At 59.2% G+C, this 16,783-nt stretch carries 16 protein-coding genes; 14 read left to right on the forward strand and 2 right to left on the reverse strand.

Going from position 1 to position 16,783, the window contains the following annotated elements:
• The first annotated feature begins 48 nt into the window (after positions 1-48).
• The 5 genes from aroC to MOQ06_RS05715 are packed head-to-tail and all read left to right on the forward strand — an operon-like array spanning position 49 to position 3,607.
• Positions 49-1,134: a chorismate synthase gene (gene aroC, locus MOQ06_RS05695; protein ID WP_148419964.1), complete on the forward strand. Its 1,086-nt coding sequence runs from the start codon at positions 49-51 to the stop codon at positions 1,132-1,134.
• 2 nt (positions 1,135-1,136) lie between these two features.
• Positions 1,137-1,961 carry a penicillin-insensitive murein endopeptidase gene (mepA, locus tag MOQ06_RS05700; RefSeq protein ID WP_176609823.1) on the forward strand — a complete coding sequence of 275 codons (825 nt, stop codon included), beginning with the start codon at positions 1,137-1,139 and terminating at the stop codon, positions 1,959-1,961.
• Positions 1,961-2,770: a sulfite exporter TauE/SafE family protein gene (locus MOQ06_RS05705; RefSeq protein WP_148419962.1), complete on the forward strand. Its 810-nt coding sequence runs from the start codon at positions 1,961-1,963 to the stop codon at positions 2,768-2,770. Before mepA ends, MOQ06_RS05705 begins: the two co-directional genes overlap by 1 nt.
• Entirely contained in the window at positions 2,770-3,315 is a 546-nt protein-coding gene (locus MOQ06_RS05710) for an elongation factor P hydroxylase (protein WP_148419961.1), read from the forward strand. The genes MOQ06_RS05705 and MOQ06_RS05710 overlap by 1 nt, the downstream gene beginning before the upstream one ends.
• Positions 3,316-3,328: 13 nt before the next feature.
• Positions 3,329-3,607, forward strand: a complete 279-nt coding sequence (locus MOQ06_RS05715) for a YfcL family protein (protein ID WP_242171873.1) — start codon at positions 3,329-3,331, stop codon at positions 3,605-3,607.
• A 483-nt stretch (positions 3,608-4,090) separates the two neighbouring features.
• On the opposite strand, the gene mnmC is transcribed toward MOQ06_RS05715, so the two are convergent.
• The gene (gene mnmC, locus MOQ06_RS05720) at positions 4,091-6,088 is read right to left on the reverse strand and encodes a bifunctional tRNA (5-methylaminomethyl-2-thiouridine)(34)-methyltransferase MnmD/FAD-dependent 5-carboxymethylaminomethyl-2-thiouridine(34) oxidoreductase MnmC (protein ID WP_242171876.1); all 1,998 of its coding nucleotides are present in this window, start codon (positions 6,086-6,088) and stop codon (positions 4,091-4,093) included.
• 158 nt (positions 6,089-6,246) lie between these two features.
• Here mnmC and fabB point away from each other — a divergent pair, with 158 nt between their 5' ends.
• Positions 6,247-7,464, forward strand: coding sequence for a beta-ketoacyl-ACP synthase I (gene fabB / locus MOQ06_RS05725; RefSeq protein ID WP_176609827.1), 1,218 nt, complete (start codon positions 6,247-6,249; stop codon positions 7,462-7,464).
• Between the two features lie 67 nt (positions 7,465-7,531).
• Positions 7,532-8,710, forward strand: a complete 1,179-nt coding sequence (locus MOQ06_RS05730; protein ID WP_148419957.1) for an MFS transporter — start codon at positions 7,532-7,534, stop codon at positions 8,708-8,710.
• Positions 8,711-8,750: 40 nt separating this feature from the next.
• Here MOQ06_RS05730 and flk read toward each other — a convergent pair whose 3' ends face one another.
• The gene (flk, locus tag MOQ06_RS05735) at positions 8,751-9,755 is read right to left on the reverse strand and encodes a flagella biosynthesis regulator Flk (RefSeq protein ID WP_148419956.1); all 1,005 of its coding nucleotides are present in this window, start codon (positions 9,753-9,755) and stop codon (positions 8,751-8,753) included.
• A gap of 111 nt (positions 9,756-9,866) precedes the next feature.
• Here flk and pdxB point away from each other — a divergent pair, with 111 nt between their 5' ends.
• The 7 genes from pdxB (at position 9,867) to dedD (ending at position 16,665) form a co-directional block, all read left to right on the forward strand.
• Positions 9,867-11,003, forward strand: a complete 1,137-nt coding sequence (gene pdxB, locus MOQ06_RS05740; RefSeq protein WP_242171880.1) for a 4-phosphoerythronate dehydrogenase PdxB — start codon at positions 9,867-9,869, stop codon at positions 11,001-11,003.
• Positions 11,004-11,067: 64 nt separating this feature from the next.
• Complete coding sequence (locus MOQ06_RS05745; protein ID WP_148419954.1) at positions 11,068-12,081, forward strand: aspartate-semialdehyde dehydrogenase; 1,014 nt, start codon at positions 11,068-11,070, stop codon at positions 12,079-12,081.
• Complete coding sequence (truA, locus tag MOQ06_RS05750; protein WP_148419953.1) at positions 12,081-12,893, forward strand: tRNA pseudouridine(38-40) synthase TruA; 813 nt, start codon at positions 12,081-12,083, stop codon at positions 12,891-12,893. The genes MOQ06_RS05745 and truA overlap by 1 nt, the downstream gene beginning before the upstream one ends.
• A gap of 28 nt (positions 12,894-12,921) precedes the next feature.
• On the forward strand, positions 12,922-13,581 hold the full coding sequence (locus tag MOQ06_RS05755) for a DedA family protein (protein ID WP_148419952.1): 660 nt from the start codon (positions 12,922-12,924) through the stop codon (positions 13,579-13,581).
• A 154-nt stretch (positions 13,582-13,735) separates the two neighbouring features.
• Positions 13,736-14,641, forward strand: a complete 906-nt coding sequence (accD, locus tag MOQ06_RS05760) for an acetyl-CoA carboxylase, carboxyltransferase subunit beta (RefSeq protein WP_148419951.1) — start codon at positions 13,736-13,738, stop codon at positions 14,639-14,641.
• A gap of 70 nt (positions 14,642-14,711) precedes the next feature.
• Positions 14,712-15,980 carry a bifunctional tetrahydrofolate synthase/dihydrofolate synthase gene (gene folC / locus MOQ06_RS05765; RefSeq protein ID WP_148419950.1) on the forward strand — a complete coding sequence of 423 codons (1,269 nt, stop codon included), beginning with the start codon at positions 14,712-14,714 and terminating at the stop codon, positions 15,978-15,980.
• Positions 15,970-16,665, forward strand: coding sequence for a cell division protein DedD (gene dedD, locus MOQ06_RS05770; RefSeq protein WP_148419949.1), 696 nt, complete (start codon positions 15,970-15,972; stop codon positions 16,663-16,665). The genes folC and dedD overlap by 11 nt, the downstream gene beginning before the upstream one ends.
• Positions 16,666-16,783: the final 118 nt, after the last annotated feature.

The raw sequence follows: 16,783 nt of genomic DNA on the forward strand, positions 1-16,783 counted from the left end.
CGGCCCGTTTCACAACGCTCAAACACAAACAACAACATCGGAGCCGTGATGGCAGGAAACAGTATTGGACAGGTATTCCGCGTGACCACCTTTGGGGAGTCGCACGGGCTGGCACTGGGTTGTATCGTTGATGGCGTCCCGCCAGGCATCGAACTGACCGAAGCCGATCTACAGCACGACCTCGATCGTCGTCGTCCGGGCACCTCTCGCTACACCACGCAGCGTCGCGAGCCGGACCAGGTTAAAATTCTCTCCGGCGTTTTCGAAGGCCGCACCACCGGCACCAGCATTGGCCTGCTGATTGAAAATACCGATCAGCGCTCTCAGGACTACGGCGCGATCAAAGACGTCTTCCGTCCGGGCCACGCCGACTACACCTACGAGCAAAAATACGGATTCCGCGACTATCGCGGCGGCGGCCGCTCATCGGCGCGTGAAACCGCGATGCGCGTGGCGGCAGGGGCGATTGCCAAAAAATACCTTCAGCAGAAGTTTGGCATCGCGATCCGCGGCTGTCTGACCCAGATGGGCGACATTCCGCTGGCGATCAAGGACTGGGATCAGGTCGAGCTTAACCCGTTCTTCTGCGCCGATGCCGACAAGCTGGACGCGCTGGACGAACTGATGCGCGGCCTGAAAAAAGAGGGCGACTCAATTGGCGCGAAGGTTACCGTGGTAGCTGACGGCGTGCCGGCAGGCTGGGGCGAACCGGTATTCGACCGCCTCGATGCCGATATCGCCCACGCGCTGATGAGCATCAACGCGGTGAAGGGCGTGGAAATCGGCGACGGATTTGACGTGGTTCAGCTTCGCGGCAGCCAGAACCGGGACGAAATCACCAGAGACGGTTTCCAGAGTAACCATGCGGGCGGTATTCTCGGCGGGATCAGCAGCGGGCAGCAGATAGTTGCCAACATTGCGCTGAAGCCAACCTCCAGCATTACGGTGCCAGGGCACACGATTAACCGCGCTGGCGACGAAGTTGAGATGATCACTAAAGGGCGTCACGATCCGTGCGTGGGGATCCGCGCAGTGCCGATCGCAGAGGCGATGCTGGCGATCGTGCTGATGGATCACTTCCTGCGCCAGCGCGCGCAGAATGCGGATGTGACGACCACCATTCCACGCTGGTAACTATGAAAAAAACCGCAATCGCGCTGCTGGCACTGCTTGCCAGTGGCGCCAGCCTGGCCGCCACGCCGTGGCAAAAAATCACCCATCCGGTGGCGGGAAGCGCGCAGTCCATCGGCGCCTTCTCTAACGGCTGTATCGTGGGCGCGCAGGCGCTGCCGCTCCAGTCGGATACGTATCAGGTGATGCGTACCGATCAGCGCCGTTATTTCGGCCATCCCGATCTGGTGCTGTTTATTCAGCGTCTGGGGAACCAGGTGCATAACCTGGGGCTGGGTACGATGCTGATTGGCGATATGGGGATGCCCGCAGGGGGTCGCTTTAACGGCGGACACGCCAGCCACCAGACCGGACTGGATGTGGATATCTTCCTGCAGCTGCCGAAAGCGCGCTGGAGCTCAGCGCAGCTGCTGAAGCCGCAGGCGCTGGATCTGGTGTCGGCCGACGGGAAACGGGTCGTTGCTTCGCGCTGGTCGCCGGAGATCTCCAGCATGATCAAGCTGGCGGCGGAAGATAACGACGTCACGCGGATCTTCGTTAATCCGGCTATCAAGCAGCAGCTCTGTCTGGATGCGGGAACCGATCGCGACTGGCTGCGTAAAGTACGACCGTGGTTCCAGCACCGGGCACATATGCACGTTCGTCTGCGCTGCCCGGCGAACAGCCTTGAATGTGAAGATCAGCCGCTGCCGCCGCCTGGCGATGGCTGTGGCTACGAACTGCAAAGCTGGTTTGAGCCGGCCAAGCCTGGAACCTCTAAGCCTGAGAAGAAGACACCGCCTCCGTTGCCGCCTTCCTGCCAGGCGCTACTGGATGAGCACGTACTTTAATGGATACTTTCGTCGATCTGTTTATGGTGTCGCCGCTGCTGCTGGCGGTACTGTTTTTTGTTGCGATGCTGGCCGGATTCATTGATGCCCTGGCGGGCGGCGGCGGGTTGCTCACCGTTCCGGCGCTGCTGGCGGCAGGCATGAGTCCAGCTCAGGCGCTCGCCACCAACAAACTCCAGGCGTGCGGCGGCTCGCTCTCCTCCTCGCTCTATTTTGTTCGCCGCAAGGTGGTGAATCTCGCCGATCAGAAGCTCAATATCCTGATGACCTTTATCGGCTCGACGGCGGGCGCGCTGCTGGTTCAGCACGTGCAGTCCGACATTCTGCGCCAGATCCTGCCGATTCTGGTTATCTGTATCGGCCTTTACTTCTTACTGATGCCAAAGCTTGGTGAAGAAGACCGTGCGCGGAGGCTGCACGGCCTGCCGTTTGCGCTGATTGCCGGTGGCTGCGTCGGTTTTTACGATGGTTTCTTTGGGCCGGGTGCCGGCTCGTTTTACGCGCTGGCGTTCGTGACGCTGGCCGGGTTTAACCTCGCTAAATCCACCGCCCATGCCAAGGTCCTTAATGCGACCTCCAACGTTGGCGGCCTGCTGCTGTTCATCATTGGCGGCAAAGTTATCTGGGCAACCGGCTTTGTAATGATGGCAGGACAGTTTCTGGGCGCGCGCGTCGGCTCGCGTCTGGTTTTAAGCAAAGGGCAAAAGCTGATCCGCCCGATGATTGTTGTCGTCTCGGCGGTGATGAGCGCCAAACTTCTTTATGACAGCCATGGACAGGAGATCCTCACCTGGTTGGGGATGCACTAATGAACAGTACGCATAAATACGAGCAGCTGATTGAGATCTTTAACGGCTGTTTTGCTGATGATTTTAATACCCGTCTGATTAAAGGCGACGACGAACCGATCTATCTTCCAGCAGATGCCGAGGTTCCTTACAACCGCATCGTGTTCGCGCACGGCTTTTACGCCAGCGGTTTGCACGAGATTTCACACTGGTGCATCGCGGGAAAAGCGCGTCGCGAGCTGGTGGACTTCGGTTACTGGTATTGCCCGGACGGGCGCGATGCCGCTACCCAGGGCCGGTTTGAAGATGTGGAAGTGAAGCCGCAGGCGCTGGAATGGCTGTTCTGCGTGGCGGCGGGTTTCCCGTTCAACGTGAGCTGTGACAACCTTGAGGGCGACTTCGAGCCCGATCGCATCGTTTTCCAGCGCCGCGTACACGCGCAGGTGATGGAATATCTTGAGAAAGGCATCCCGGAACGTCCGGCACGCCTGATCGAGGCTTTACAGAATTATTACCACACGCCGGAAATAACGGCGGAATGCTTCCCGTGGCCGGAAGATCTTTAACAGAGGAAAGAAGATGATCGCAGAATTTGAATCACGCATTCTGGCGTTAATTGATGACATGGTGGAACACGCCAGTGATGATGAGCTGTTCGCCAGCGGTTATCTGCGTGGACACCTGACGCTGGCGGTTGCCGCGCTGGAGGCAGGGGACGATCACTCTGCCGCGGCGGTGCATGATGAAGTGACCCGCAGCCTGGAAAAAGCCATTCTGGCCGGAGAACTCTCCCCGCGCGACCAGTCGCTGGTGCTGGGTATGTGGGACAGTTTGTTCCAGCAGGCGAACGCGAAGTAAGTGTTTCACCACCCTCTCCCTCAGGGCTGAGGGATCCCCACAAGTTAATGCGAGCACTGAGCAATCCCCTCGCCCCTCCGGGGAGAGGGCCAGGGTGAGGGGGAACATACGGCTCTGGTGGTCATTCCGTTCACGTTATGTTCCTTGCTACTCTGTAACGACATGACCGGTGAACGTGCCAGGGTGGCTCACTCGCCACCACCCTGGCGACCCGGGCTCCCGGCGGTAAATCGCCGCTTCGCGGTGCCTTCGGCTTATTCCTTCCGGCTTATCGGGGACGGGCGGATGTAACGTCCCTGTAAAGCCGCCCTCTCGGCGCATCCCTGCGCCTCGCCCCGGCCTGCAGGAAACGCCTCAGCGATTTACAGCCGGACCAGGGCGTCGCTGTAATTCATTTATTTTCCTGAAACAACATTCGTCGCTTTCGGTAAAAAAATTACTGGGGATCCCTCAGCCCTGTGGGAGAGGGCACAAGACCTGATCCTACTTAACCAACTTCCCCTTCAGTAATTTCCTTACCCATAACCGGTTGGGGTTCAGCCCCGCAAGCGTCACGCTGTCCAGCGGAAGGGGCTCGTCGCTCATTTGTGCGGCTAACACTTCAGCCAGCAGCGGCGCGGTGCACAACCCGCGCGAGCCTAACCCACCCAGCATGTATAGCTCCGGATAAACCGGCGCACTCACCGCGCTTTCCCGGCTTTCAGCGAGGTTGTGATATACCTCAAGCGTGGCCTCGTAGTCCGGCACGCTTCCCGCCATCGGCAGGTGATCGCGAGTGGCGCAACGCACGCCGCAGCGGGCTTCACCTTTGCTCACGTCAACCTCTTTTGCCCATTCGGCATCAGGGAAACAGTCAATCAGGCGCTGGCGATTCTGCTGCTGATCCGCGTCGCTGTATTGCATAACCGCTTCACCGCGATGGTAGCTGGCGCCGATGCAGTGATGGCCGTTTGACGGGTTTTGTGGCGTCAGATAGCCGTCGTAGCACAGTACCTGGCGCAGTTCGTTCAGCGCGGGCGTGGAAGGGATATGGCTCACCTGGCCGCCGACGGGGTAGACAGGCAGCTTTTCCGTCTGAACAAACTGGCTGATGCAGTACCCGTTTGCCAGCACAACGCTGGCATGCTCTGCCTCTTTTCCATCAGCAAAATGCAGAACCCAGCGTTCTGCACGACTGAGCGATTCAACCTTGTGGGCATAGCGCACCGTCAGCCCGCGCGACTGGCCGAGGGCAATCGCCGCAGAAGTCAGCCCGGCCGGGCACAGCCAGCCGCCGAGCGGGTACTGAATGCCGCCGCAGCCGGCGTCGACCCCAGCGGTTTCTAAAACCTGCTGCGCAGTCACCGCCTGGGCGATAGCCTCCGGTAAACCCAGCGACAGCATTTGCGTGATTTTTTGCTGGCTCTTCTCATCCCAGCCGAGCTGCGTCACGCCGCACCAGTCGTGGTCGAACGCGACCGGCAGGCTATCATAAAGACGACGGGCAAAAGTGAACGCTGCCGGGAAAAACTGGAACAGCGCGGGATCGTGGGCGCTCAGCAGCGGGTAGAGCGCTCCCTGACGGTTGCCCGAGGCGCCGTTTGCCGGCGCCTCGTCAGCGCAGTAGAGCGTCACCTGCCAGCCACGGTTCAGCAGCGCCAGCGAGAGCAGGGCGCTGGCAATGCCGCCGCCCACGATTGCGACCTCACGCGAGGTGCTGGCGCGACGCGCGAACCAGGGGGTTTTGGCGGGGAGCGCCAGTTCCTGTTCCATCACTCCAACCAGCATGTCGCGTTTGCGGCCAAAGCCTTTGGTTTTGCGCATGGTAAAACCCGCCTCCTGTAACCCACGGCGGACAAAGCCCGCCGAGGTGAAGGTGGCAAGCGTCGCGCCGGGACGGGCCAGCCGCGCCATGGCGCTGAACAGATGCTGGCTCCACATGTCCGGGTTTTTAGCGGGCGCGAAGCCGTCCAGGAACCAGGCATCAACCTTCTGATTCATCGCGTCATCGAGCTTATCGGTCAGGTCGTTAATGTCGCCCAGCCACAGGTCGAGCGTGACGCGCCCGTCGTCCAGAATCAGACGATGACAGCCGCCGATAGCCGGTGGCCACTGAGCCTGAAGCTGCTCCGCCCAGCGGGCAAGCTCCGGCCAGCGCTGATGGGCAAGCCGCAGATCGTGCGCGGTGAGCGGAAATTTTTCGAAACTGATGAAATGTAATCTTTGTAGCGTAGCCTCGGGGTGTGCAGCGCGAAACTGGTCGAACGCCTGCCAGAGGGTCAGAAAATTCAGCCCGGTTCCGAAACCGCTCTCCGCCACGACAAACAGACTGCGCGGATGCTCGGGAAAACGGGTGCTGAGATGATTTCCGTCGAGGAAAACATAGCGCGTCTCTTCCAGTCCGTTATCATTAGAAAAGTAGACGTCATCAAAATCTCGGGAAACAGGTGTACCCTCAGCGTTGAATTCGAGGTTGGCAGGTTGTATGGCGTTTTGTTTCACGTAAGTTACTCGTCCGACAGGCAGTGGCACGATCTTAGCGATGTGGGCCCATCGGTGCAAATTTCCACAGAAAATCGCTGATCGGACTTGTTCGGCGTACAAGTGTACGCTATTGTGCGACTCGAAACTTTTTATAGTGCGACTTACAGAGGTATTGAATGAAACGTGCAGTGATTACTGGCCTGGGCATCGTTTCCAGCATCGGTAATAACCAGCAGGAAGTCCTGGCATCTCTGCGTGAAGGACGCTCCGGGATCACTTTCTCTGAAGAGTTTAAAGATTCTGGAATGCGTAGCCACGTATGGGGTAACGTTAAACTGGACACCACCGGTTTAATTGACCGTAAAGTGGTTCGTTTCATGAACGATGCCTCTATCTACGCCTATCTTTCCATGCAGGAAGCGATCAAGGATTCTGGTCTGAGCGAAGACGCCTACCAGAACAACCCACGCGTTGGCCTCATTGCAGGCTCCGGCGGTTCCTCTAAAGCACAGGTATTCGGTGCTGACGCCATGCGTAGCCCGCGCGGCCTGAAAGCGGTAGGTCCCTACGTTGTGACCAAAGCGATGGGTTCTGCGGTTTCCGCGTGCCTGGCAACGCCGTTCAAAATCCACGGTGTGAACTACTCCATCAGCTCTGCATGCGCGACCTCCGCGCACTGCATCGGTAATGCGGTAGAGCAGATCCAGCTGGGCAAGCAGGACATCGTATTTGCTGGCGGCGGCGAAGAGCTGGGCTGGGAAATGGCCTGCGAATTCGACGCGATGGGCGCACTGTCCACCAAATATAACGAAACCCCGGCTAAGGCTTCCCGTACCTATGATGCGCACCGCGACGGTTTTGTTATCGCAGGCGGTGGCGGTATGGTTGTGGTTGAAGAGCTGGAACACGCGCTGGCACGCGGTGCTCATATCTACGCTGAGATCGTTGGCTACGGCGCAACGTCTGACGGTGCCGACATGGTTGCCCCGTCCGGCGAAGGCGCGGTGCGCTGCATGAAGATGGCGATGCACGGCGTTGATACCCCAATCGACTACCTGAACTCCCACGGGACTTCTACTCCGGTAGGCGACGTGAAAGAGCTGGGCGCGATCCGCGAAGTGTTCGGCGACAACAGCCCGGCTATCTCTGCAACCAAAGCCATGACCGGTCACTCTCTGGGTGCGGCAGGCGTGCAGGAAGCAATCTACTCTCTGCTGATGCTGGAAAACGGCTTTATCGCCCCAAGCATCAACATCGAAGAGATGGACGAACAGGCGGCTGGCCTGAACATCGTGACCGAAACCACCGAACGTGAGCTGACGACCGTTATGTCCAACAGCTTCGGTTTTGGCGGTACCAACGCCACGCTGGTGATGCGCAAGCTGAAAGCGTAAGCGTTTGAAGGTATAGTAGAAGGGAGCCGCGCGGCTCCCTTTTTTATGCCTGAACACGGAGTTATGCATGAAGGCCGTTATCCCTGAGAAGCGTACCCCTTCCGGGAACCTTTCCCTTTTCCGCATCGCCTTTGCGGTATTTCTGACCTACATGACCGTTGGCCTGCCGCTGCCTGTTATCCCACTTTTCGTACATCACGAGCTGGGCTACGGCAACACCATGGTCGGCATTGCGGTGGGCATTCAGTTTTTAGCCACGGTATTAACCCGGGGCTACGCCGGACGACTGGCGGACCAGCACGGCGCAAAACGCTCGGCGTTGCAGGGCATGCTGGCCTGCGGACTGGCCGGGGGAGCGTGGCTGCTGGCGGCACTCCTGCCGGTAGACGCCGCGTATAAGTTCGCCCTGCTGGTGGCGGGACGCCTGATCCTCGGCTTCGGCGAAAGCCAGCTGCTGACCGGTACCCTGACCTGGGGAATGGGGCTGGTTGGCCCTGCGCAGTCGGGCAAGGTGATGTCGTGGAACGGGATGGCGATTTACGGCGCACTGGCGGCAGGCGCGCCGTTGGGGCTGCTGATCCACAGCCAGTTTGGTTTTGCGGCGCTGGCAGCAACCACTATGGTATTGCCGCTGCTGGCGTGGGCATTTAACGGTTCGGTGCGCAAGGTGCCAGCCCATAAAGGCGAGCGTCCTTCGCTGTGGAGCGTGGTGGGGCAAATCTGGCAGCCGGGTCTGGGGCTGGCGCTTCAGGGAGTGGGCTTTGCGGTTATCGGTACCTTCGTCTCCCTCTATTTCATGAGCCGCGGCTGGGCGATGGCGGGCTTTACGCTGACGGCTTTTGGTGGCGCGTTTGTGCTGATGCGCGTGCTGTTTGGCTGGATGCCGGATCGCTTTGGCGGTGTGAAGGTCGCCGTGGCGTCTTTGGCGATCGAGGCCATTGGCCTGCTGCTGCTCTGGCAGGCGCCCGGCGCGTTCGTTGCGTTACTGGGGGCGGCGTTAACCGGCTGCGGCTGTTCGCTGATCTTCCCGGCGCTGGGCGTCGAAGTGGTGAAGCGCGTCGCGCCGCAGGTTCGCGGCACTGCGCTGGGGGGCTACGCGGCGTTTCAGGACATCTCTTATGGGATCGCCGGACCGCTGGCGGGGCTGCTTGCAACCTCGTTTGGCTACCCTTCCGTATTTCTCGCCGGTGCGGTGTCCGCGGTGGTGGGGATTGTGGTGACGCTGGTGGCGTTTCGAAAGGGCTAACGTGTTGCCGGGTGGCGGCTACGCCTTGCCCGGCTAAGCGTCAGGCAACCAGCCAGAAAATCGCCAGCGCAATCATCAACGCGACAAACATTAGTCCCGGTCGGGCTGAAAGCGTTTTAAACGTGTCGACCACCGGCGCAAACAGCGGGCTGTAGACAGGCTGAATATCCCGCACCTCCGGCACGCCACCTTCACGCTCGGCGCGGCGGATAAAGATCTGATTCAGTAAATCCTGCACCTGCGCGGTTGTCAGCACCGTTTGCGGGGTGGCCTGCCAGGCCTGCTGAGCGTAGTCCCGAACCGCTGCAAACTCCTGCGGCTCAAGAGGCTGCTTAAGCGACGCCTGCACCGTATGCAGCGTCGGGGCGCTCTGGGCGCTGAGCGTCTGCCGCGCCTGGAGCCAGGTGACCAGATGGGTAAACTGTTTTGCCGGGATCGTCTCGCCCGCTTTCACGCCGGAAAGTTCCAGCATCGACTGCCAGATAAGCTTTGTCGGCTCGCCGGTGGCCGCAGCCAGCTTAGTGACCATCTGCTTGAGCGTGTTATGTTCCGCAGGCTGCATTGGCCGTTCTGTAGGCTGGCGCTGTTGCGGCTGCGGGATAGAGAGCTGATTACTTTGCAGCAGGGTCAGCACAGTTTTAAGCTGTTCCGGCGAAAGCTGGCTCAGCGCGGTATGGCCGTACTGTTGACGGATAAAATCACTCACCGCCTGGCGATTGTTCCCCTGGCCCAACAGCTCGGTCAGCTGCGAGACAGTCTGGCGGGTCGTATGCTGCTGCTGCGCGCTGGTGAGACGCTGATTCAGGTTTTGCTCAGCGGCAGGGAAATGGCGCGACTGTAGCGGCGCATCGTTTCTGACGCCCAAATCGTGCTTAACGCCTGCCCATACCTCAGCGTTTTGCTGCGAGGTCAACGCGATAAGGCGCGTGATCAGACGCTCCAGTACGGTGCGCTGTTGCGTGGAGAGCGGCTGGTCGCCTGGCGTGTTGGGCGTTACGGGGCCTTCACCCGGAGGGCGCGGAGGCGTACCTGAAATGGGCTGCATCGTCAAAAATCCTTAAAGTCAAACTCTGCGTAACCGGGCAGAAATATATGCCCGGCGGCGAGATTATGGCACACTTGGCAGGTTTACTTCCTCTCAAACAGGTACTCAGACGTGAAAATCCTCGTTGATGAAAATATGCCTTACGCCCGCGAGCTGTTCAGCCGCCTGGGTGAGGTTAAGGCTGTCCCTGGTCGCCCGATTCCGGTAAGCGAACTGGACGATGCAGACGCCCTGATGGTGCGCTCGGTGACCAAAGTAAATGAGGCACTGCTCTGCGGCAAAGGGATTAAATTTGTCGGGACGGCAACGGCCGGGACCGATCATGTGGATGACCAGTGGCTTAAGCAGGCGGGGATCGGTTTTTCAGCGGCGCCAGGCTGTAACGCGATCGCCGTCGTGGAATACGTCTTTTCCTCATTGCTGATGCTGGCCGAGCGCGACGGGTTTGCGCTGAAGGACCGCACCGTAGGCATCGTGGGCGTGGGCAACGTGGGCGGACGCCTGCAAAAGCGCCTGGAAGCGTGGGGCATTCGCACGGTATTGTGCGATCCGCCGCGCAAGGATAACGGCGATGAAGGTGATTTCCGTACGCTGGATGAGCTGGTTGACGAGTGCGACGTTATTACCTTCCACACGCCGCTCTTTAAAGAGGGGCCTTACAGGTCTCTGCATCTGGCCGACGAAACGCTGCTCCGTCGCCTGAAGGCTGGCACAATTCTGATAAATGCCTGCCGTGGGCCGGTGGTGGATAACGCGGCGCTGCTGAAATGCCTTGACGAAGGTCAGGATCTTAGCGTCGTGCTGGACGTCTGGGAGCCCGAGCCGGATCTCAACGTCGCGCTGCTGGATAAGGTGGACGTGGGCACCGCGCATATTGCGGGTTACACCCTCGAAGGCAAAGCGCGCGGCACGACTCAGGTATTTGAGGCCTACAGTGCCTTTATCGGCCATCCGCAGCAGGTGGCGCTGGACACGTTACTTCCCGCGCCCGAGTTCGGCCGGCTCACCCTTCATGGGCCGCTGGATGAGGCAACGCTGAAAAGGCTCGTGCATTTGGTGTATGATGTGCGCCGCGATGACGCGCTGCTGCGTAAAGTGGCGGGTATTCCGGGTGAGTTTGACAAGCTGCGCAAGAATTATCTCGAGCGCCGCGAGTGGTCTTCCCTGTATGTGATGTGCGACGACGCCTCAGCGGCGACGCTGCTGCACAAGCTGGGATTTAACGCCGTTCACCATCCGGCACGTTAATGTCTTTCTGCTCCCTGCCGGAGGCTCCGGCAGGGACGCTTTTTTATTTCTGGAGTAAACCACCATGTCTGAAGGCTGGAACATTGCCATTTTGGGCGCCACTGGCGCCGTGGGCGAAGCCCTGCTCGAAACCCTTGCTGAGCGTCAGTTCCCGGTGGGCGACATTTTTGCGCTGGCGCGTACCGACAGCGCGGGTGAACATCTGCGCTTCGGCGGCAAAACCGTGACGGTGCAGGATGCCGCCGCGTTCGACTGGACGCAGGCTCAGCTGGCATTTTTTGCCGCAGGTGCAGAAGCTACGGCGTCTTATATTGAAGAAGCCACCAACGCCGGATGTCTGGTTATTGACCTGAGCGGCCTGTTCTCCCTGGAGCCGGACGTGCCGCTGGTGGTACCGGACGTTAACCCGTTCGTGCTGGCTGACTACCGTAACCGTAACATCATTGCGGTACCAGACAGCCTCACCAGCCAGCTGCTGACCGCGCTGAAGCCGCTTATCGACGACGGTGGCCTGTCGCGTATTTCCGTGACCAGCCTGCTGTCCGCCTCCGCCAGCGGCAAAAAAGCGGTCGATGCGCTGGCAGGGCAGAGCGCGAAGCTGCTGAACGGTATCCCGATCGACGAAGACGATTTCTTTGGCCGCCAGCTGGCGTTCAACATGCTCCCGCTGCTGCCGGATCGTGAAGGTTCGGTGCGTGAAGAGCGCCGCATCGTCGACGAAGCGCGCAAAATTATGCAGGATGACGGGCTGACGATCTCCGTAAACGTCGTGCAGTCGCCGGTCTTTTACGGTCATGCGCAGATGGTCGGGTTTGAAGCCCTGCGTCCGCTGGCGGCCGAAGAGGCGAGAGACGCGTTTGGCCGTGCCGAGGACATCGTGCTTTCCGAAGAAGGCGAGTTCCCGACGCAGGTGGGCGACGCAACCGGCAGCGCGCACCTCTCCGTGGGCTGCGTTCGCAACGACTACGGCATGCCGGAGCAGGTGCAGTTCTGGTCCGTGGCGGACAACGTTCGCTTCGGCGGCGCGCTGATGGCGGTCAAAATTGCCGAGAAGCTGGTACAGGAGTACCTGTACTGATGTCAGAAGTGGAACAAAAGCCGGTCCACAGAATTGCCCTCGGCATCGAGTACGACGGCAGTAAATATTATGGCTGGCAGCGTCAGAATGAGGTGCGCAGCGTCCAGGAAAAGCTGGAGAAAGCGCTCTCTCAGGTGGCGAATGAACCGATAAGCGTCTTCTGCGCGGGCCGCACCGATGCGGGCGTTCACGGCACGGGACAGGTGGTGCACTTCGAAACTACCGCCGTGCGCAAAGACGCGGCCTGGACGCTGGGCGTAAATGCGAATTTACCTGGTGACATCGCGGTGCGTTGGGTTAAAGCTGTGCCGGATGATTTTCACGCGCGTTTCAGCGCGACGGCGCGGCGCTACCGTTACGTCATCTACAACCAGCGCCTGCGCCCGGCGGTGCTAAGCCAGGGCGTGACGCATTTTTATGAACCGCTCGATGCAGAACGTATGCAGCGTGCGGCGCAGTGTCTGATTGGTGAAAATGACTTTACGTCGTTCCGTGCGGTGCAGTGTCAGTCCCGTACGCCGTGGCGTAACGTTATGCATATTAGCGTCAGTCGTTATGGCGCGTATGTGGTGGTAGATATCAAAGCCAATGCCTTTGTACATCATATGGTGCGGAATATTGTAGGCAGCCTGATGGAAGTGGGCGCCGGACACCAGCCGGAGAGCTGGATTGCAGAACTGCTGGCAGCGAAGGACAGAACGCTTGCGGCAGCAACGGCGAAAGCGGAAGGGCTGTATCTGGTTTCGGTGGATTATCCGGACCGGTTTGACCTGCCAAAACCGCCAATGGGCCCGCTGTTTTTAGCGGACTAAACAAAGGTGCAATTAAGGCTTAGACAATATGGACGTAATACGTTTTCTGATTGATTTCATCCTGCATATTGATGTTCACCTGGCGGAGCTGGTCGCGCAGTATGGCGTCTGGGTTTACGCCATTCTGTTCCTCATTCTGTTCTGTGAAACCGGTCTGGTCGTCACGCCATTCCTGCCGGGCGATTCACTGCTGTTCGTGGCAGGCGCGTTATCCGCGCTGCCAACCAATGACCTGAACGTTCATCTGATGGTCGCGCTGATGATCGTTGCGGCGATTATTGGCGATGCGGTCAACTACACCATTGGACGGGTATTTGGGGAACGGTTATTCAGTAACCCGGACTCGAAGATTTTCCGCCGCAGCTATTTAGACAAGACCCACGCCTTTTATGAGCGCCACGGCGGTAAGACCATTATTCTTGCCCGCTTTGTGCCTATCGTCCGCACGTTTGCCCCGTTTGTGGCGGGAATGGGCCACATGTCCTATCGTCATTTTGCAATGTACAACGTGGTGGGCGCGCTGCTGTGGGTGCTGCTCTTTACCTATGCGGGCTACCTGTTTGGCGATCTGCCTGTAGTTCAGGAAAACCTTAAGTTACTGATTGTAGCGATTATTGTGCTTTCCGTACTGCCGGGCGTTATCGAAATCATTCGTCACCGACGCGCGGCGGCAAAGCAGGCGAAGTAAGTGCACGCTGGCGGTTCGACCACTTTTTTATCCAAAGTTTCGGGCTGTTATGTTTTAATGTGCAACATTCATGGTCTGTTGGAGGCAAAAATGGCATTATTCGCCTCTTACAGCAAAACTGGCATACGACCAGGTTCAGGCAGAAAGGTTATCAATGAGCTGGATTGAACGAATTAAAAGCAACATTACCCCGACGCGTAAAGCGAGCATTCCTGAAGGGGTATGGACGAAGTGTGATAGCTGCGGCCAGGTTCTGTATCGTGCAGAGCTGGAACGCAATCTTGAGGTGTGTCCGAAGTGTGACCACCACATGCGTATGTCGGCGCGCAACCGCCTGCATAGCCTGCTGGACGAAGGTTCTCTGGTAGAACTGGGCAGCGAACTGGAGCCAAAAGACGTGCTCAAGTTCCGCGACTCCAAAAAATACAAAGATCGTCTGGCCTCTGCACAGAAAGAGACCGGCGAGAAAGACGCGCTGATCGTCATGAAAGGCACCCTGCATGACATGCCGGTTGTTGCCGCCGCGTTCGAGTTCTCCTTCATGGGCGGCTCTATGGGCTCCGTGGTGGGTGCGCGCTTCGTGCGTGCCGTTGAGCAGGCGCTGGAAGACAACTGTCCGCTGATCTGCTTCTCCGCCTCCGGCGGTGCGCGTATGCAGGAAGCGCTGATGTCCCTGATGCAGATGGCAAAAACCTCTGCTGCGCTGGCGAAAATGCAGGAGCGCGGTCTGCCGTACATCTCCGTACTGACCGACCCAACCATGGGTGGCGTCTCTGCAAGCTTCGCGATGCTGGGCGACCTGAACATCGCTGAGCCAAAAGCGCTGATTGGCTTCGCCGGTCCACGCGTTATCGAGCAGACCGTACGTGAGAAACTGCCGCCGGGCTTCCAGCGCAGTGAGTTCCTCATTGAGAAAGGCGCTATCGACATGATCGTCCGCCGCCCGGAAATGCGCCTTAAACTGGCAAGCGTCCTGGCGAAGCTGATGAATCTGCCGTCGCCGAGCCCGGACGAGCCGCGCGAGGGCGTGGTGGTACCGGATCAGGAACCCGAGGCCTGATAACTGAAAAGGGCAGGGCCGGTTGGCGCTGCCCTTTTGCTTTCTAAACCGCTTATGACAACCGGGCATCATGGAAAATAAACGCATTCCTCAAGCCACGTCGCCCCTGGCCGCGTGGCTTTCTTATCTGGAAAACCTGCACAGTAAAACCATCGACATGGGCCTTGAGCGCGTAAGCCAGGTTGCCGCGCGTCTCGACGTGCAGAAACCCGCGCCTTTCGTGTTTACCGTTGCCGGCACTAACGGTAAAGGGACCACCTGCCGCACCCTGGAATCTGTCCTGATGGCGGCGGGTTACAGGGTTGGCGTATACAGCTCTCCGCATCTGGTGCGCTATACCGAGCGCGTGCGGGTGCAGAACGCCGAGCTTGCGGAATCGGCCCATACGGCGTCGTTTGCCGCTATCGAAGCCGCGCGCGGGGATACCTCATTAACCTATTTTGAGTACGGTACCCTGTCGGCGCTGTGGCTGTTTAAGCAGGCGCAGCTGGACGTGGTAATTCTGGAAGTCGGGCTGGGCGGGCGTCTGGATGCCACCAATATGGTGGATGCGGATGTTGCCGTCGTCACCAGCATCGCGCTGGACCACACCGACTGGCTGGGCCCCGACCGTGAAAGCATCGGACGTGAAAAGGCCGGTATTTTCCGGGCGAATAAGCCTGCCGTGGTCGGCGAGCCGGACATGCCCCACACTATCGCTGACGTGGCGAGAGAGAAGGGCGCTCAGCTGCTGCGTCGTGGCGTGGACTGGCACTATGAGGTTCAGGACCAAAGCTGGCGCTTTAGCGATGCACGGGGCGTGCTGGATAACCTGCCGCTGCCGCAGGTACCGCAGCCCAACGCGGCGACCGCGCTGGCGGCACTGCGTGCCAGCGGGTTAACGGTGAGCGAGCAGGCGATCCGTGACGGCATCAGCAACGCGCTGCTGCCGGGGCGTTTTCAGATTGTGAGTGAGTCACCGCGTCTGATTCTGGATGTTGCGCATAACCCGCATGCCGCGGCGTACCTCGCAGGCCGTCTCAAATCCTTACCAAAAACCGGGCGCGTGCTGGCGGTTATCGGTATGCTTCATGATAAAGATATCGGCGGTACGCTGGCCTGCATGGAGAGTGTGGTCGATAGCTGGTATTGTGCACCTCTGGAAGGGCCGCGTGGTGCGACTGCCGAACAGTTGATGGAACATCTCGGCAAAGGCGAAATCTACAGCAGTGTGGTTTCGGCCTGGCGCGCCGCGATGGCGGAGGCTAAACCAGAAGATACCGTGCTGGTGTGTGGATCGTTCCACACGGTGGCACATGTCATGGAAGTGATGGAGGCGGGGAGAACCGGTGGCGAGTAAGTTTCAGAACCGTTTAACAGGAACCATTGTGCTGGTCGCGCTCGGGGTGATTATTCTACCCGGGCTGCTCGACGGGCAGAAAAAGCATTACCAGGATGAATTTGCGGCCATTCCGCTAGTACCTAAACCGGGCGACCGCGACGAGCCCGACATGCTGCCAGCGGCAACGCAGGCGCTGCCTGCCCAGCCGCCTGAAGGCGCAGCGGAAGAGGTGCGTGCAGGCGATGCCGCAGCGCCATCCCTTGACCCGTCGCGTCTGGCTGCGAACAATAACGTTGAAATCGATCCCATACCGGCAGAGCAGCCTAAGCCGGTTGAAAAACCGAAGCCGGTAGAGAAAACGCAGCCTAAACCGCAGCGTGATAAAGCGGCCGAACAGCTGGCTGCGGCATCAGAAGCGCCGCCACCGGCAAAACAGGCCCAGCAGGAGGCAGCCCCGACGGGTAAAGCCTACGTGGTACAGCTGGGTGCGTTGAAGAATGCCGACAAGGTCAATGAGATCGTGAGTAAGCTGCGCGGCGCGGGATACCGCGTTTATACTTCACCAACCACGCCGGTGCAGGGTAAAATTACCCGCATCCTCGTGGGGCCGGATGCGTCCAAAGATAAGCTGAAAGGATCGCTTGGCGAACTGAAGCAGATCTCCGGGCTGAGCGGTGTGGTGATGAACTACAGCGCGAACTGATAAGGTTTCCCTCACCCCGGCCCTCTCCCCAAAGGGGAGAGGGTGCAAATAATTCCCTCTCCCCTTTGGGGAGAGGGCTAGGGTGAGGGGGATAAAGCAGACGTCCACAGAGACGTCA

It is taken from the genome of Enterobacter sp. I4, assembly GCF_022669095.1.
Lineage (GTDB): Bacteria > Pseudomonadota > Gammaproteobacteria > Enterobacterales > Enterobacteriaceae > Enterobacter > Enterobacter pasteurii.

Coding starts and splice junctions, on each gene's coding strand:
- aroC (WP_148419964.1), top strand. CDS start 49: ATGGCAGGAAACAGTATTGGACAGGTATTCCGCGTGACCACCTTTGGG.
- mepA (WP_176609823.1), top strand. CDS start 1,137: ATGAAAAAAACCGCAATCGCGCTGCTGGCACTGCTTGCCAGTGGCGCC.
- MOQ06_RS05705 (WP_148419962.1), top strand. CDS start 1,961: ATGGATACTTTCGTCGATCTGTTTATGGTGTCGCCGCTGCTGCTGGCG.
- MOQ06_RS05710 (WP_148419961.1), top strand. CDS start 2,770: ATGAACAGTACGCATAAATACGAGCAGCTGATTGAGATCTTTAACGGC.
- MOQ06_RS05715 (WP_242171873.1), top strand. CDS start 3,329: ATGATCGCAGAATTTGAATCACGCATTCTGGCGTTAATTGATGACATG.
- fabB (WP_176609827.1), top strand. CDS start 6,247: ATGAAACGTGCAGTGATTACTGGCCTGGGCATCGTTTCCAGCATCGGT.
- MOQ06_RS05730 (WP_148419957.1), top strand. CDS start 7,532: ATGAAGGCCGTTATCCCTGAGAAGCGTACCCCTTCCGGGAACCTTTCC.
- flk (WP_148419956.1), bottom strand. CDS start 9,755: ATGCAGCCCATTTCAGGTACGCCTCCGCGCCCTCCGGGTGAAGGCCCC.
- MOQ06_RS05745 (WP_148419954.1), top strand. CDS start 11,068: ATGTCTGAAGGCTGGAACATTGCCATTTTGGGCGCCACTGGCGCCGTG.
- truA (WP_148419953.1), top strand. CDS start 12,081: ATGTCAGAAGTGGAACAAAAGCCGGTCCACAGAATTGCCCTCGGCATC.
- MOQ06_RS05755 (WP_148419952.1), top strand. CDS start 12,922: ATGGACGTAATACGTTTTCTGATTGATTTCATCCTGCATATTGATGTT.
- accD (WP_148419951.1), top strand. CDS start 13,736: ATGAGCTGGATTGAACGAATTAAAAGCAACATTACCCCGACGCGTAAA.
- folC (WP_148419950.1), top strand. CDS start 14,712: ATGGAAAATAAACGCATTCCTCAAGCCACGTCGCCCCTGGCCGCGTGG.